Origin of the sequence: Rhodococcus sp. EPR-157 (assembly GCF_001647195.1) — a bacterium.
Classification (GTDB): Bacteria; Actinomycetota; Actinomycetes; order Mycobacteriales; family Mycobacteriaceae; genus Rhodococcoides.
The window spans coordinates 1-14,227 of sequence record NZ_LVCV01000126.1 but is presented as its reverse complement, the minus strand read 5'-3'; the positions used below and the strand labels follow the sequence as shown (position 1 = coordinate 14,227).

The window sequence follows — 14,227 nt, the reverse complement described above, 5'->3', positions numbered from 1 at the left end:
GACCACCGAACGGTTGCATCACCTCGATGCGAGCACGCAGGCACCGAGAAGAACAGGACCGGGTGCATACGCCGCGGCCGCAGCGCTGCCGCTCGTGGTCCCGGCCGCGCTGGCGATCATCTCTCTCAGCGTCGTCTCCGCCGCGGCGTGCATGCTGTTACCAACGTAGCCCCAAATACTATGTTACATAGTATTTGAGTTAGGCTGTCGTACGCGTCCCTCAATTCGCGTGCGACAGAAGGCGGTTCCATGACGGCGCTGACATCACCTCCGGCATCACCGGCGGTTCGCCCCTACCCACCCCGCAAGGCCCGCAAGGGATCGTTCCTGCACACGATGGTCACCACCACCGATCCCAAGGTCATCGGATTGATGTACCTGGTGACCTCGTTCGGTTTCTTCCTCGTCGGCGGTCTCATGGCGCTGATCATGCGATCCGAACTCGCAGTGCCCGGCATGCAGTTCCTCTCGAACGAGCAGTACAACCAGCTCTTCACCATGCACGGCACCATTATGCTGCTGCTCTACGCCACCCCGATCGTCTTCGGCTTCAGCAACTACATTCTGCCGCTACAGATCGGCGCCCCCGACGTCGCGTTCCCCCGGTTGAACGGCTTCAGCTACTGGCTGTACCTCTTCGGCGCACTGGTCACCACCGCCGGGTTCATCTCCCCTGGTGGTGCCGCGGACTTCGGGTGGACGGCCTACACGCCATTGAGCAGCGCCGTCTACTCCCCGGGGATCGGGGCGGACCTATGGATCGTGGGCTTGCTCGTCGCGGGACTGGGCACGATCCTCGGCGCGGTCAACATGATCACCACGATCGTCTGCCTGCGCGCTCCCGGTATGACGATGTTCCGCATGCCGATCTTCACCTGGAACATCCTGGTGACCTCGATCCTGATCCTACTGGCTTTCCCTCTGCTGACCGCCGCACTGATGGGCCTGCTCGCAGACCGCAAACTCGGCACCCACATCTTCGATCCCGCCAACGGCGGAGCGTTGCTGTGGCAGCACCTGTTCTGGTTCTTCGGCCACCCCGAGGTCTACATCATTGCGTTGCCGTTCTTCGGCATTGTCTCCGAGATCTTCCCCGTCTTCAGCCGCAAACCGATCTTCGGATACAAAGGACTGATCTACGCCACCCTGGGCATCGCGGCACTCTCGATCGCAGTATGGGCACACCACATGTACGCCACCGGAGCCGTCCTGCTTCCGTTCTTCTCGTTCATGACCTTCCTGATCGCAGTACCCACCGGGGTGAAAATCTTCAACTGGATCGGCACGATGTGGCGCGGTCAACTGACGTTGGAATCGCCGATGCTGTTTTCCGTCGGATTCCTCATCACCTTCGTCTTCGGTGGCCTGTCCGGAGTGCTGCTGGCGAGCCCGCCGATCGACTTCAACGTCACTGATACCTATTTCGTCGTCGCTCACTTTCACTATGTCGTCTTCGGGACGGTCGTGTTCGCGACTTACGCCGGAATCTACTTCTGGTTCCCCAAGATGACCGGTCGAATGCTCGACGAGCGGCTCGGTAAGTGGCACTTCTGGATGACGTTCTTTGGGTTCCATGCCACGTTCCTGGTGCAGCACTGGCTCGGAGCGCAGGGCATGCCGCGGCGCTACGCAGATTATCTGCCCTCAGACGGGTTCACCACCCTCAATCAGATCTCTACCGTGGGATCGTTCGTCCTCGGCGCGTCGACATTGCCGTTCATCTGGAACGTGTTCAAGAGCTACCGCTACGGTGAGGTCGTCACCGTCGACGATCCTTGGGGTTTCGGCAACTCCCTCGAATGGGCCACCAGTTGCCCGCCGCCGCGGCACAACTTCACCGAGATTCCCCGAATCCGTTCCGAGCGACCGGCATTCGAGCTGCACTACCCCCACATGGTCGAACGCATCCGCCGCGAACAACACGTTGGCGGCCCACACTCGGATTCGATCGCCCCCTCCGAAGTGGTCACCGAAGCCATCGCCGGACACGACGAATCCAGCCGCCAGGACGCGCCAGAGAAACCGACGTAGTCAGTGAACCCGTATTGCCGATGAATGAGGAGAAAAAACGGTGAAACGACTGTTGCTGGTAGTCGCCCTGATGTGCGGTACCGCACTGTTCGCAGCGGTACCCGCGGCGGCGCACAGCGAATTGGTCAGCTCGGATCCACCCGCGGACGTCACTCTCGAATTCGCTCCGATCGGAGTCGGGTTGGTGTTCAACCAGGACATCAACGAGTCCTTTGCGACCATCAGTGTCGTAGGCCCCGGCGAGGAACAATGGACGCAGGGGTCCGCCGTCGTCGATGGCCCCAACGTGAGCATTCTTCTCAAGGACGGACTGCCCAGCGGCGAGTACACGGTTGGATATCGCGTCACCTCTGCCGATGGGCATCCGATCACCGGGTCGTATGGATTCGTCGTGGCTGCCACAACACCCGCGCCAACCGGCGCTGCGGTCGCAGCGCCGAACGCAGCTGGTGCTCCGAGTTCGTCGCCAGCGCCGTCCGTCTCACCGACCTATGATCCGAACAACCCGGCCGCCACTGAAGACCGGCCACCGAAGCAGAACACGATGATGCTGCTCTCGATCGTGGGTATCGCTGTTCTCGGGCTCGGTGCCATCGCCCTGACGTTGGTGATTCGGGGCAAGAACAAGCAATGACGGTCCGCCGATGATCATCGCTGCTGTCGCTCCCCCACAGGCTCCCCCGACTCTGGGGGCGCTGCTGAGCTGGGATCTTCCGCCGCTGCCGATATTGCCGATCGCCGGCATCGTGATGGCTGGGCTGTACTGCTGGGGACTGCACCGAGTCCGTCGGCGCGGGATCGCGTGGTCGCGGTGGCGTAGCTTAAGCTTTCTGCTCGGCTGCGCAGCGTTGGTCCTGGTGACCGGGCTGCAGATCGAGCGCTACGGGTACAGCCTATTCAGTGTGTTCATGTTTCAGCATCTGACGTTGTCGATGACGATCCCACCTCTGCTGGTGGTGGGTTCCCCCGGGCGACTGCTGCTGCGGGCCACCTCTCACCACGGCGCCGGCCGGTGGGTACTCGCCGCCGCCCTGACAGGGTTGCGTAGCCGCGCCGGGCGCATCGCTCTTCATCCCGGGCTGACGATCCCGCTGTTTCTGTTCAGCTATTACGGGCTGTATCTGTCGTCGATCTTCGACGCTCTCGCTGTCACCGAAGTCGGGCACGTATCGATGGAGATCTTCTTTTTCGCCAGCGGACTGCTGTTCATCATCCCTGTGCTCGCCGTCGGCCCCCTCCCGATCCGACAGAGCAATCTGGGACGCATGTTCGACCTGTTCGTGGAGATGCCGTTGCATGTGTTCTTCGGTGTCATCTTGATGATGTCCAGCACCCCGATGCTGGCCACATTCGCATCCCCACCCCCGGGCTGGGGCATCGATCCGGTAGCCGACCAGAAACTCGCCGGGGCGCTCGCATGGTCCTACGGTGAGCCAGTGGCCCTTCTGGTCGTACTCATCTTCTGCATTCGGTGGAACCGGGACGAGAAAGAGGAATCGGCCACCGCGGACCGCGAAGCAGAACAGGACGGGTACAGCGAACTCAACGCCTACAACGACTTCCTCAAGAAGATCGGCACCGAAACCCGACCCCGCACCTGACTGTTGACTGTCGGCACGCTCCGCGTCCTCGGCGTACGCCTACGCAGGTCCCCTGCCATGGACGAGGCCTCACTGTGCAAGCCTGCCCGCCCCGATCGCAGCGCCCCGCTCTCCGAGCCACGCTTGGGGATCGACTTTCTGCCCGCCGGGGGAGGTCGCTTCGAAATGCAGGTGTGGACCGGTCGAGTTGCCGCGGTTCCCTACCTGCGCGATCTGATCACCCATGCTGACACGTTGCCCGACGGCCACCGAATTGCCGTTGTTGTGCCCGTAGGTGGTGATCGATCCATCATCGTGTCGAATCCGTACCCACAGCCCGAAGCCTTGCGCGGGGCCGGCACTGATGACCGTTCCATCGGCCGCAGCCACGATCGGGGCCCCCACCGAGTTGGCGATGTCGACACCGCCGTGTTGCGTACCGCTGCGAGTGCCGAAGTTTGAGGTCACGACTCCGCTGCTGGGTGCAACAGCGGACGCCGTCCGGGACGGAACCGAACCACCCGACGTGCTGCCGGGCAGCGGTGTGCCGTCAGGAACGGATACATCCGGCACAGCAGTGTCCGGCACAGCAGTGTCCGGCACAGCAGTGTCCGGCGCAGTGGTGTCGGGTGCGGATGAGTCACTCTCCGAAGGGCCTGTCGCCGGATCCTGTTCTCCGCTCCGGTCGCCGTCGTGAGGTAATGCAGGGTCGAGGGCGTCGACCTGCAGCGATGCGGCGATACGAAGGGCCAGGAGTGGGTCGAGAGTCGACAACGGAGCCAAGCACGACATCGACTGCGCCGGAGCATCCGCGACTCCTCGGGCGATGGCATCGACGATGCATCCTGCCGAAGCGGACAGCGGACCGGACGCGTCCGCGATGACCCCGTTGTCCCTGGCGGTGGTTAGCGTCGAGGATGCGAAAGTCGTCAGCTCCGCCAGTGCGATCGGGTCGGTACCGATCGTCGCTGCCCGCTCTGCCAAGCGAATCAATCGGCTGACGGCGTCGACGCTCTGCTGACTCACAGCCCCGGCTCCGGATTCCGCCGTCTCCGGTGCTCCGGTATCCGCTGCGGCCGCCGGGACGAGCAACAGTATGGTGCCGATCGCGGCACCGACGATCGCGCCTGCCCGCCGCGCAGCTCGGCGAGCGGGCGCTCGCCTGCCGCTCGACGTCGTCGTTCCTACGCTGTCCACGCAATCACCCTTCTCGTTTCACTCCAAGGCGGCGCGCCAGGAACACGATCGTGCTGTGTCGGCCATCGGCCGCGGGCCAGTGTTGCGTGATTCCACTGACACCACAAGCCCCACTTGTCCCACGTGTTTCCGTGTTCGACACGGCCGCGTGTGTTCCTTCAGTACTGAATACCGTTGCACAACAGATGAACTCAAGCTTCGCCGCGCATACGGGTGCGTCGATGCCAGGTGGAGGTGCCCGGCAAATCGTTATTACTATGAAACATAGTATTTAAGGAGATCGGCTTCAGTTCTCCGATAGCGGTGAGACACCGTGCGCGCTCATCAACACGTCGATTTGATCTACCTCCGCAGTCTGAGCCGAGGCGATCGACTGGGCGAGCGTTCCAACGGCGGGCACTGTCGCGTTCGCTGCGCCGTACTCCGCCATCGGGATCCCCCCACGATGGTGCCGGCGTAACAGCTGCAGATACCGTCCGTCGAATTCTTCTCCGTTCATCCGGCGAAGCTCCGTCAGTTCGGCTGTACTGGCCATCCCGGGCATCGACATCACACCCTGTCCGCTCTCGTCCGCGGACCCGCTCATGTCCATCGAGTGACCCCCTGCCGCGCTGCCACCGGTCATCCACATCATCGGCGAGCCGGTGGGCAAATACGACATGTCCCACAGCGTCAACCAGCCCTGCATCGTGCCGACTTGGTTCTGCTGCGAGGTCAGTACGTCGTACGCCAGGGCGCGTACGGCCGGATCCGTCGAGCGGTCCAACGCCATCGCCGACATCTCGATCGCCTGGTTGTGATGGACCGACATGTCCTGCGCGAAACCGACGTCCACCGACTCCAATGCGGGTGCGGCAAGCTGATTGTCGTCCGGGGCGATCAGAACGCCGACAAGCATCCCGACGAGGGTCAGAGCGATCGCCGCCAAGCCGATGAGCAGTCCACTGGCCGGCCCGGACCTCCCCTTCGACTCGCCCGGTACATCGTCGATGTCGTCGACCACAGTCATCGACTCCCCTCCCCTGCCGGCGCCGGTGAACCATCGACGGCGGGGTCTTCGGTGAGGGGCACTGCATCGGGGCCCGGTTCGCTGGCGTCGAACGGCGGTGGGTTGTCAGGATCGAACGCGCCGGGGATCGTCGAACAACTTGCCCCACTCTCGGGATGAGTCGACGGATTCTGACGCAGCGCAGCAATGAACTGAGTGATACGCCGATCGGTTGCGCTGTCGAGTGCGAGTCGATGACCCCACGATTGGAGCGTGATCGGTGCCGCCAGGTCCGGATAGGGCGACATCATCATGTAGGGCTCACCCTCGACCCACGCCGCGAGCGAATCGACGTCTTCGGACGAGATCCGGTTCGGGTCGTAGGTCACCCACACCGCACCGTGCTCGAGTGAATGAACCGCGTTCTCGCTGCGCAGGGGAACCGGGTACACCACGCCCGTGCACGTCGCCCAGGTCTGATCGTGAGGGCCACCGAACGGCGGACTCTGATCGTAATCAACTCTCTGCAGAGGTTCCACATGCCGCGCTGCCGCGTATTCGACCTCGAAGACACCATTGATATTGCGTGAAGGATCAGGGTCGTCGGCGGTTGGTGCGAACCGCTCGGCCTGGTTACGTTCAAGAACCCTGGGGGCCAGGTTGTACCCGATAGCACCGACGAGCGCGACGATGACCACTCCCGCTCCAATCGGCATCCAGAGGGCGCGGTTGCCCCCGGGTACGCCCCCTGGACGTGGTCGCCAGTTCGAGCTGCCGTCCTGAGGTGGCTTTTTGTTGTTATTCATGCAACTCCTCCGTCAAATACTATGCAGCTTAGTATTTAAGAGAGACCCAGGGAAACCACTACGACGAAGGACGGGCCGATGCCACTGATCCACAGACCCACGGCCGCGAAGGGGCAGCTCGCTCTTGATGTGCTGACCTACAACGGCGCACGCCTGGCGCTCGTGTGTGTCACCGCGGGAATAGTTCTGATAGTCGACGCACTGACCGGTCTCGATGTCCCGGTCGTGTTGATAGTGCTCATCGCACTCGCTGCAAGCTTGCCGCTGTCGGCATTTGCCTTCAGGAAACTTCGCCGAACGATCAACGCGGACATCGAAGCCGTGGACCGAGAACGCGCCATAAAGCGAGGAGGCCCCAGCGGCGGCACGACGCCAGACCGAACACTGTGAAGTGAGCGTACGAACGTCCGGCGCAGCCGGATCGCACCCACGGGGCGAAGGGGCCGACACCCAGCCAACTCCCGTACACACCCACTTCTCGCTCTAGAGCGGAAGGTGGATTTCGAAGCGGGCACCGCCGTCCGGCGACTGTGACACTGTCACTGTTCCACCGTGCGCAGCGACCGTACCTGCGACGACGATGGGCAGTCCCAAGCCCGGCACCGCCCTCGTCTCGCGTTCGCGATGAGTCCAACCGTACGAATCGATCGAATACTCTCGCGTGCTCGGACGTCGGGATTCCGAACACCGTGTTCAGGAGGTGGTCGTCGACGGCCAGCAGGCGTGTCAGCAGTGCGCGGAGCGGGGGAAACGCTGTCGCTGCTCGCATCGCTGTGAACGCAATGTGGTGGATGCGTCGGGCGATACGAGGAACATCAGTCGAAGCAGAGCGTGGTACACGATTCCTCTTTCACGTTAGATTCCCGGCTCCGGGATGTGATGCGCGGTCTTCTTTCGTTTGAGCAGCACTTTGCCGGCTTCCATCGGTGTAGAGCCGAACTCGTGAGAGTTCCCAGCCCCCGAATTCCGCCTGAATGGACAACCGCATCGACGCTGTCACTCTGGTCACATCGGGCGGTAGTCGAAGGGGGATGTACTCCCAGGCGTCGGACGCGGATTCCCATTCCGCCGGCATTCGACTACGTGTGCTGTTGTTCTTCGACACCGCGCCCCTCTCGGTCAGTTGACGTCCCCGGTGGGGATGCGCTGAAGGCCTTCGCCGCTCGCCGATCCGACGAACAAGTCACCCGTCTCGCTGTCCACGGCGATCGAATCGGGTTGCCTCACCGTGGAGTACCTGCCCTTCTCGACTGGAATTCCGGTGTCGAGCGTGTATCCGACCACCTCGTTGTCTGCGGGTGTGCTGACCCATACGACATCGGACCTGTCATCGTAAGTGACGGCCCACGGCTGCGCACCGACTGGAAACCGTTGGCGCAACAGAAGGTCGTCGGACGAATACACCAGCAGTTCGCTTCCTGCGGCGTCGGTGACGAGGATCCGGCCGAACCTGTCGGTGTCCAAACGGGCGGCTCCGGTACCTGCACGGAGAGCGAGGCCGAGCGATCCGTCCTCGACGTCGACCTGGGTAAGCGAGGTCTGGTGACGGTCGAGTGCCGCGAGACCGTGTTCGGTGGCGGCGAGGGCGTCCACGGAGGACAAACCTTCGATCGTCTGTGACTCGTTCGTATCGGAGTCCACTATATGAACGAGGCCACGATCGTCGCCTGCGGCGAATCTCCCGTCGGTCAGAACAGCAGCGCTGAGCAGGTTGCCGTCGACTGGCGTCGTGTCGACCGACGCGACCCCGGAGATGCGGAGATCTGCATGTCCGAGTGTCCCGTTCATCGGCAGCAGGACCGTTCCGTCACCCACCGCGACGACGTCTGCGGCCGCTTCGGGAAGTGCAATCGAGCGCGGTGCGGCATCGTCACGGTCTGCGTCGAATACGAGAAGAGTGCGCGAATCGTCTTCGAGGCCAACGATGGTGCGCGTGGTGCTGTCGAATGTGATGGAATGCAATCCGGTGGGGGAGGCAACGACCGAACCGCTCGGGGGAGTGGAAGTCTCAGGGGATTCGACATTCGACAGCGGCTCAAGGCTGACCGTTTCGGGTTCGTCCGAACTGTCGTCGGAGCATCCGGCCACCAGCAGAATCGACGCAGCCGAAGCGACCGCGACGAGAGTTCGCCACGGCGATTGTCTGTAGTTCATGAGAGCGTCAGTTCCTTCGATGCGTTCGGTGGAGCCCAGGAGAGGTCATCGGACTCCAGCCTGCATGATCAATTCGCCGGCGACACTCCCGGACCACCGAAACTGATCGGGAGCGTGGCCGACGGTAGTGTGTCCGGCGGGGAAACAACGAGGAGTGCAGTTGGCTACCAAGGAACGTCCCAGTCACATGGTGTCCAGTCGTCGGGGACCGGTACCGCCCACGTGCTATGTCGGACAAGGCCTCGATGCGTTTGCCCTCCTCGTACAGCAGGTCGTCGAGATCGACATCGACCGGCGCGATGCCTACGACTGTCTCGTCCGATCGTGCCAGGAGCAGGAGGTCTTCGATCAGCTGACGCATCCGACGCGCTTCGGGAAGTAACGATTCGTCGATCAACGCCTCGTTGAGGAGATCGGGGCGCGAGGCTGCCAGTTCGAGGGCTGCGGTGATCGGAGACAACGGGCTTCGAAGTTCATGGGAGGCGTCGCTGACGAAGCGTTGCTGCGCTCGCTGTCCGACCTGTAAGCGTTCGAGCATCGCGTTCATCGTGTGCGCCAACCGGGTTATCTCATCGCGAGCTTCGGAAACCGGGCAATCTCGTCACGGGTCTCGGGAACCGGAATACGTTCGTCGAGATGCCGGTGTTGCACGTGAGAGTGACTTTGACCTGCCGCAATATGCGGCGCGGACGTTTGGATCGTCGGGGTCATAGCCTTCGAATCGGATGGCGGCTCGTTCGACGTCCATATCTCGTGGGACGCAACAGAGGTGCAGTTGGTTCCAACAACAGTCGTTCAGGTGAATGACTGTTGCCACGCACCCGGTGAACGAGGGGTACGCGACCCTGAATCGAAGTTTGACGGTGCTCGCCAGTGCGCCTCTCGGCAGGTGGCCGCTCGTAGCGGCTGATGGTTGGTACCCGGGGCATTGGAATCGAACGCCGTCGACTCGATCAACGACGGTTCATCTTTTCCTATTCCGCAGAACCGTTAGACACGCGGGACGTCGAGGCGGTGCCTTGTTGCCCCGCAATTGCAGGGGCGCATCGAGCTGCCGCGGGCGAATGGCCGCTCAGTGAGGTACCCACGGCATATGTACATCGCGCATTCTGAAGGGATGCATATGCGGTGGCCGGATTGCACCTCGCCCCAGGCCACCGGTGAGCACGTTCGGCGTCGCCTGCAGGCATTTCGGTGGGCACAGTCGTCCGAGGTGACCGTTCGGGTGGAGGTGGCCCGCGGTCCACGCATCGCTGTCGAGTGGGTTCACTTCCCATTTCAACACTTGGCCTTCGCCCTGGCTTCGTTTCTTACCGATGGCGTCGACACCGGCCAGAATCGTTCGTACAACGTCGGTGTCGCCGACTCCTCTCCACACCACTGTGCGAGTCGAAGTCAGCAGCAACGGCATTTGACGAGCTCGGTACCGACCCTGCCTGTCGGAGATGACGGCCGGGCGATACCTAGCTAGCTGCTCAAGCGCTCGATGGTCTGGGCGGCCGCTCCAATAGTGGATCTCGGGTACATCGGAACGGTCCTCCGGATATGCGCAGGTGGCGTTCCAATGCCAGTCGTCGCCTCCTGCCAAGGTGCATCGAGTGAGGGGGAGGTCGAGATCCCTCGGAACGGTTCCCGGTCCCACTGCTTCAAGGAACTCACCGTGATCGCGCGCCATGGCTTTTGCATCGGCCCAGAGTTCCGCTGCCAGTAGGCCGTCCAGACTCGTTGCCCACGGCGCAGCGTGTGCGAGTCCCGCGGTGAGGTGTGCGCGGACCTCGAAGGGCTCCATCACGTCAGGCACTCCATCACGGCCAAGGCCTCGTCGCGGTGTTCGACGAGGTGTGACCTCCAGTCCAGTGGTTGCGGTTCGACGCCGGCGACCAATAACCGCTCGAACGTTGTGTGCACCAGGCCGTGTCCAATCGCGGTTCGGCCGCCGATCGTACCGGAGTTGACGAAGGTGGCCACGACGTCGGAGAAGAAGGAAATATCGAACGCGGTGGCGCGGTCAAGTCTGAGAAAGGACTCGAATCTGGTTCCTGCCGGGAGTGTTTCGATCTCGTAGCGCATCAGTGCGCTGCCGTTCGCGTGCCCCTCTCCCGTGCGGATGACATCCGGAAAGTCGTGGTCGGTGGAATCGTCGAATCGGCTATAGCGTTCGAGTGCCATGGTGTCGAAGTGGCTCAGGACTGCGCGGCCGGCTGCGGGTCGGGTCATCAGATGGTCGGTCTCGAGGACGTGGGGAATTACTTTGCCCACGCGGAGGCAGCCGTCGATCATGCGGCCGCCCCCACTGCCGCCGAATACGCTGATCTGTGGGTTCAGTTCTCGGAGTCGTTGGAGCCGTTGGCCCGACAGGGGGTCGCCGGTGACTTTGGTCAGGCTTCCGCCGTTTCGGAGTGTGTGTGCTGCGGACAGGCGCAGTAGGCCTTCGTACCCGAGGGTGTCGCGCAGCAACTCTTCGCCGATCCGGCGGAGAGATCCTCGGAACGAGTTTCCCGACACGATCGGGACCTGTGCCGCGGATCCATCCGGTTGCAGGATCTTTTCCCGCCGAAATAGCGTCGTGGTGGTGGCGCTGTGTTCACCGCGATGGGAGATCGCCGAGACCGCCGTCATGTCGAGTTGCCATCGAAGTGTCGCGCTCATCGCCTGCTCCGGGGTGGTGTCGTGCTTGATGTGGTCGTGCGATGTGCTTGGACGGCTTCTGCGACGATTCGCGTCCGTAGTACGAGAGCGGTGGTGTTCTCGCGGAGCAGTGTCAGGACCGGGATGGAGTCCTCCAGCAAGAGGACGGACAGTTCGAGTCGCTGGTCTTTCGTCGACGGAGCGGATTCGAGATCGGCCGACACCGTGCTCCACCATCTGTCGAGGTCCGACCCGCCGGTGTAGGTCGCCACACGAACTCGGTCCGGGAGGTGGTGGTCCCAGTACATCTCTCGTCGACGTCCGACCCAGCCTGTGTCCCAGTTGATTCCGTAGTGGAGCAGCAGCAACAGTCGCTCGGCTGTGGTTGCAGCTCCGGTGACGTGTGGGAGAAAGTCGGCAGCGGCCAGCCATGTTCCTGTCGGTGTCATAACGCCCTCCTGGTCGGTGTTGAGGCCGTAGACGCGAGGTCGAGATACAACGGCCGTCTCCGCCACGGGGCAAGGTTGTCCCAATCGACGAAGATCGACGCCCACGTACGGCGCGGAAGAGTCTTCAACGTCCCGTATGCCGGCGCGTCGCGCCCGAGTGCTGCGAGGGAGAAACCATGTCGCCGCAGGCGGATCACGGCGCTGAGCCGATCCGCATCGGTGACCACCCAGGGGAGGGCGATGTCGTCGACAGCGACGCGGCCCCACATCGCGTGTGGCAGTATGTGTTTGCGCCCTGGCCGCAGTGGCACCACGACTGCGATGTCCGAGGGCAGCTCGTGTTTGAGAACCGTGCGCAATCGTGCGACGCTCAACGTCGTCGCGCGCGGGGGATCGCTGGTCACCAGCATGAGTTCGGAGCGAAGTGCCTTGGTCGAATATGCCCAGACACAGACTCGGCACAACGTTGGTGCAGCGATATCGGTCCAGCCGTCGAATCCGGTGAAGGTCCTCGACACCGTGTCGCGCACTCGCAGTCCCCCACCTGCCGTGGCTCGACCGCACCGTGCGCACGCAGTCTCACATGTCGACCCTGCGTGATCGCGCGACACTGCTGCCCCCGTGCGAGCGATGAATGCGGTGGTTACAACGTCGAGGGCGTCTCTCCCCCTTGCTATTTCGGACATTTCAGCACAGTATCCTGCCCCCTCGACACTTCGAACAGGTCAGCTTCCCGACCTGTCGCACGAGCTACCAGGGCGTAGGTCCGGACTGCGGTGTGGTCCGCGGGATGTTGGGAGGAAAATCGTCCGCGAGCAGGGCCGCGAGCTCGACGAAAGCTCGACGCGCCAGCTTACCCAGTAGATCGAGGTCGATTGTGTCGCCCTCGGCGAGGTGATCGTCGTAGGGAACGACTTGGACTGCGCGAGTGCGTTCGGAGAAGTAGGACTTGAGCTGCTCGACGTCCAAGGCCGACGAGCCCTTGCGAGACTCGTTGATGACGACGACTGTGCGCTTGACCAGGTCGTCGAAACCGTGCCTGGATAACCATTCGAGTGTGGCTCCTGCGCTGCGTGCACCGTCTTTCGCTGCAGAGGAGACCAGGACCAACGCGTCGGCTTCTTTCAGTGCGCCTGCCATTGCCGAGTTCATCAGACCGGTTCCGCAGTCGGTCAAGATGATGTTGTAGAAGCACTCAAGGATTCGTAGCGCCGCGGTGTAGTCGTGCTCGTTGAAGGCTTCCGATACGGACGGATCACGTTCGCTTGCCAGTACTTCCAGTCGACTCTTGGCCTGTGAGGTATAGATTCGCACGTCGGAGTAGCTGTGCACGGCTTTGTCCGTGAGCAGGTCGCGTACGGTGCGTTCGCTGTCTCGATGGATGCGGTAGGCGAGCGTGCCGAAATCCGGGTTGGCGTCGTAGGCGATGACGCGATCTCCTCGATGCGCGGCGAAGGTCGATCCGAGGCCCGTGGTGGTCGTGGTTTTTCCGACTCCACCCTTCATGGAGAGAACAGCAATCTTGTAGTTGCCTCGCACCGGCTGACGCACTCGACGGATGAGTTGGTCGTATTCGATTTCTGCGGGCGACTGACCGGGGTTGACGGATCCACATGAGAGGCGGTGCAGGATTCGTCGCCAGCCCTTGCTCGGCGGCAGCTGAGCCCGGCGAATCAGTTCGATGTCGTCGATCGACCGAGGCGGCTCGACTGACACTGGCATCGCGGGAATGGCCTGCTGCACGCCGGGCTCTGAGAATCGAATCGGCTGCGAGGTAAAGGGGCTGGCTGTGCTGCCGGTAGTTCTCGAAGGCGGCACGTTCGCGTCGACTTGCGCTGTCCGAGATCTCCGCTCATCCGACGTAGAGCCACTGATCACTGCGGCACTTTCGGACCTGCGGGGAGAAGTGCGATCGGACTCCGACTGCAGGGAAGGGGTCGATAGGCGGTGGTGGCTCTGAACGGTCTGCGATGACCTGTGACCACTGGGATCGGTGAGGTCAGCGGTCGAGCCCGCTGCGCCCACCGTTTGGGCTTGCGCCTGGCGAACAGCACTGTCTCCGTCTTCCGTTGCGTAGCTCGATGCACTTGCAGACGCGGTTTCCGAAACGTCTTCTGACGCGACTATCGGTGCGTATTGGTGTGCGATATTTGGTGCGTTTTCCTGTGCGAGGAATGTTGCGGTTCGCGTCTCTCGCGATAGGTCTGGTCGGGTGGTGTCACTGCGACGTCGGCTGTCGGTCTCGACCTGTGGGGCTTGCCGGTCCATGGCCAGGGGCTTCTCGGAGGATCTGCGGGCCGGATCGTCTCCGATGTCGTGTGTCGACGACGGGTCGACGACCCACTTCGGCAGGGCGCTGCCTGTGTCAGATTCTGCGGAACTCATCGGTCGAAA

General features: G+C 62.6%; 15 protein-coding genes and 1 pseudogene. 4 read left to right on the top strand and 12 right to left on the bottom strand.

The window, feature by feature from the left end; all coding sequences use genetic code 11:
• The first annotated feature begins 249 nt into the window (after positions 1-249).
• The 3 genes from ctaD to A2J03_RS04975 are packed head-to-tail and all read left to right on the top strand — an operon-like array spanning position 250 to position 3,632.
• On the top strand, positions 250-2,031 hold the full coding sequence (ctaD, locus tag A2J03_RS04985) for an aa3-type cytochrome oxidase subunit I (protein WP_082897601.1): 1,782 nt from the start codon (positions 250-252) through the stop codon (positions 2,029-2,031).
• A 40-nt stretch (positions 2,032-2,071) separates the two neighbouring features.
• Positions 2,072-2,665, top strand: a complete 594-nt coding sequence (locus A2J03_RS04980; protein WP_068370383.1) for a copper resistance CopC family protein — start codon at positions 2,072-2,074, stop codon at positions 2,663-2,665.
• Positions 2,666-2,675: 10 nt separating this feature from the next.
• Positions 2,676-3,632 carry a cytochrome c oxidase assembly protein gene (locus tag A2J03_RS04975; protein WP_068370381.1) on the top strand — a complete coding sequence of 319 codons (957 nt, stop codon included), beginning with the start codon at positions 2,676-2,678 and terminating at the stop codon, positions 3,630-3,632.
• 69 nt (positions 3,633-3,701) lie between these two features.
• Here the strand turns inward: A2J03_RS04975 and A2J03_RS31490 are convergent, their stop codons facing one another.
• The 3 genes from A2J03_RS31490 to A2J03_RS04960 all read right to left on the bottom strand — a co-directional run bounded on the left by A2J03_RS31490 (position 3,702) and on the right by A2J03_RS04960 (position 6,602).
• Positions 3,702-4,808: a M23 family metallopeptidase gene (locus tag A2J03_RS31490; protein ID WP_231912372.1), complete on the bottom strand. Its 1,107-nt coding sequence runs from the start codon at positions 4,806-4,808 to the stop codon at positions 3,702-3,704.
• Positions 4,809-5,094: 286 nt separating this feature from the next.
• Positions 5,095-5,817, bottom strand: a complete 723-nt coding sequence (locus A2J03_RS04965; protein WP_082897600.1) for a DUF305 domain-containing protein — start codon at positions 5,815-5,817, stop codon at positions 5,095-5,097.
• Positions 5,814-6,602 (bottom strand): DUF3105 domain-containing protein, encoded by a 789-nt coding sequence (locus A2J03_RS04960; RefSeq protein ID WP_068370379.1) that lies wholly within the window; start codon positions 6,600-6,602, stop codon positions 5,814-5,816. The genes A2J03_RS04965 and A2J03_RS04960 overlap by 4 nt, the downstream gene beginning before the upstream one ends.
• A 78-nt stretch (positions 6,603-6,680) precedes the next feature.
• Here A2J03_RS04960 and A2J03_RS04955 point away from each other — a divergent pair, with 78 nt between their 5' ends.
• Positions 6,681-6,992 carry a DUF4229 domain-containing protein gene (locus tag A2J03_RS04955; RefSeq protein WP_068370377.1) on the top strand — a complete coding sequence of 104 codons (312 nt, stop codon included), beginning with the start codon at positions 6,681-6,683 and terminating at the stop codon, positions 6,990-6,992.
• Positions 6,993-7,085: 93 nt separating this feature from the next.
• Here A2J03_RS04955 and A2J03_RS31935 read toward each other — a convergent pair whose 3' ends face one another.
• From A2J03_RS31935 to A2J03_RS31480, 9 genes and pseudogenes are all read right to left on the bottom strand, one after another.
• The gene (locus A2J03_RS31935; RefSeq protein WP_331712355.1) at positions 7,086-7,205 is read right to left on the bottom strand and encodes an ATP-binding protein; all 120 of its coding nucleotides are present in this window, start codon (positions 7,203-7,205) and stop codon (positions 7,086-7,088) included.
• Positions 7,206-7,452: 247 nt separating this feature from the next.
• Positions 7,453-7,677 carry a DUF5703 family protein gene (locus A2J03_RS30890; protein ID WP_139318151.1) on the bottom strand — a complete coding sequence of 75 codons (225 nt, stop codon included), beginning with the start codon at positions 7,675-7,677 and terminating at the stop codon, positions 7,453-7,455.
• Positions 7,678-7,721: 44 nt separating this feature from the next.
• Positions 7,722-8,756, bottom strand: coding sequence for a YncE family protein (locus A2J03_RS04950; protein ID WP_068370375.1), 1,035 nt, complete (start codon positions 8,754-8,756; stop codon positions 7,722-7,724).
• Positions 8,757-8,982: 226 nt separating this feature from the next.
• Positions 8,983-9,348, bottom strand: a pseudogene (locus tag A2J03_RS31485) (histidine kinase dimerization/phospho-acceptor domain-containing protein); the annotation flags it as partial.
• Positions 9,349-9,828: 480 nt separating this feature from the next.
• Entirely contained in the window at positions 9,829-10,545 is a 717-nt protein-coding gene (locus A2J03_RS04940) for a hypothetical protein (RefSeq protein WP_068370385.1), read from the bottom strand.
• The gene (locus tag A2J03_RS04935; RefSeq protein ID WP_068370371.1) at positions 10,545-11,405 is read right to left on the bottom strand and encodes an RAMP superfamily CRISPR-associated protein; all 861 of its coding nucleotides are present in this window, start codon (positions 11,403-11,405) and stop codon (positions 10,545-10,547) included. Before A2J03_RS04935 ends, A2J03_RS04940 begins: the two co-directional genes overlap by 1 nt.
• Positions 11,402-11,833, bottom strand: a complete 432-nt coding sequence (locus tag A2J03_RS04930; RefSeq protein ID WP_068370369.1) for a hypothetical protein — start codon at positions 11,831-11,833, stop codon at positions 11,402-11,404. Before A2J03_RS04930 ends, A2J03_RS04935 begins: the two co-directional genes overlap by 4 nt.
• Complete coding sequence (locus A2J03_RS04925) at positions 11,830-12,363, bottom strand: hypothetical protein (RefSeq protein ID WP_082897599.1); 534 nt, start codon at positions 12,361-12,363, stop codon at positions 11,830-11,832. Before A2J03_RS04925 ends, A2J03_RS04930 begins: the two co-directional genes overlap by 4 nt.
• Positions 12,364-12,583: 220 nt before the next feature.
• A complete protein-coding gene (locus A2J03_RS31480; RefSeq protein ID WP_442971321.1) occupies positions 12,584-13,555 on the bottom strand; it encodes a MinD/ParA family ATP-binding protein in 972 nt (323 codons plus the stop codon).
• Positions 13,556-14,227 lie beyond the last annotated feature (672 nt).

Coding starts and splice junctions, on each gene's coding strand:
- ctaD (WP_082897601.1), top strand. CDS start 250: ATGACGGCGCTGACATCACCTCCGGCATCACCGGCGGTTCGCCCCTAC.
- A2J03_RS04975 (WP_068370381.1), top strand. CDS start 2,676: ATGATCATCGCTGCTGTCGCTCCCCCACAGGCTCCCCCGACTCTGGGG.
- A2J03_RS04965 (WP_082897600.1), bottom strand. CDS start 5,817: ATGACTGTGGTCGACGACATCGACGATGTACCGGGCGAGTCGAAGGGG.
- A2J03_RS04960 (WP_068370379.1), bottom strand. CDS start 6,602: ATGAATAACAACAAAAAGCCACCTCAGGACGGCAGCTCGAACTGGCGA.
- A2J03_RS04955 (WP_068370377.1), top strand. CDS start 6,681: ATGCCACTGATCCACAGACCCACGGCCGCGAAGGGGCAGCTCGCTCTT.
- A2J03_RS30890 (WP_139318151.1), bottom strand. CDS start 7,677: ATGCCGGCGGAATGGGAATCCGCGTCCGACGCCTGGGAGTACATCCCC.
- A2J03_RS04950 (WP_068370375.1), bottom strand. CDS start 8,756: ATGAACTACAGACAATCGCCGTGGCGAACTCTCGTCGCGGTCGCTTCG.
- A2J03_RS04940 (WP_068370385.1), bottom strand. CDS start 10,545: ATGGAGCCCTTCGAGGTCCGCGCACACCTCACCGCGGGACTCGCACAC.
- A2J03_RS04935 (WP_068370371.1), bottom strand. CDS start 11,405: ATGAGCGCGACACTTCGATGGCAACTCGACATGACGGCGGTCTCGGCG.
- A2J03_RS04930 (WP_068370369.1), bottom strand. CDS start 11,833: ATGACACCGACAGGAACATGGCTGGCCGCTGCCGACTTTCTCCCACAC.
- A2J03_RS31480 (WP_442971321.1), bottom strand. CDS start 13,555: ATGCCAGTGTCAGTCGAGCCGCCTCGGTCGATCGACGACATCGAACTG.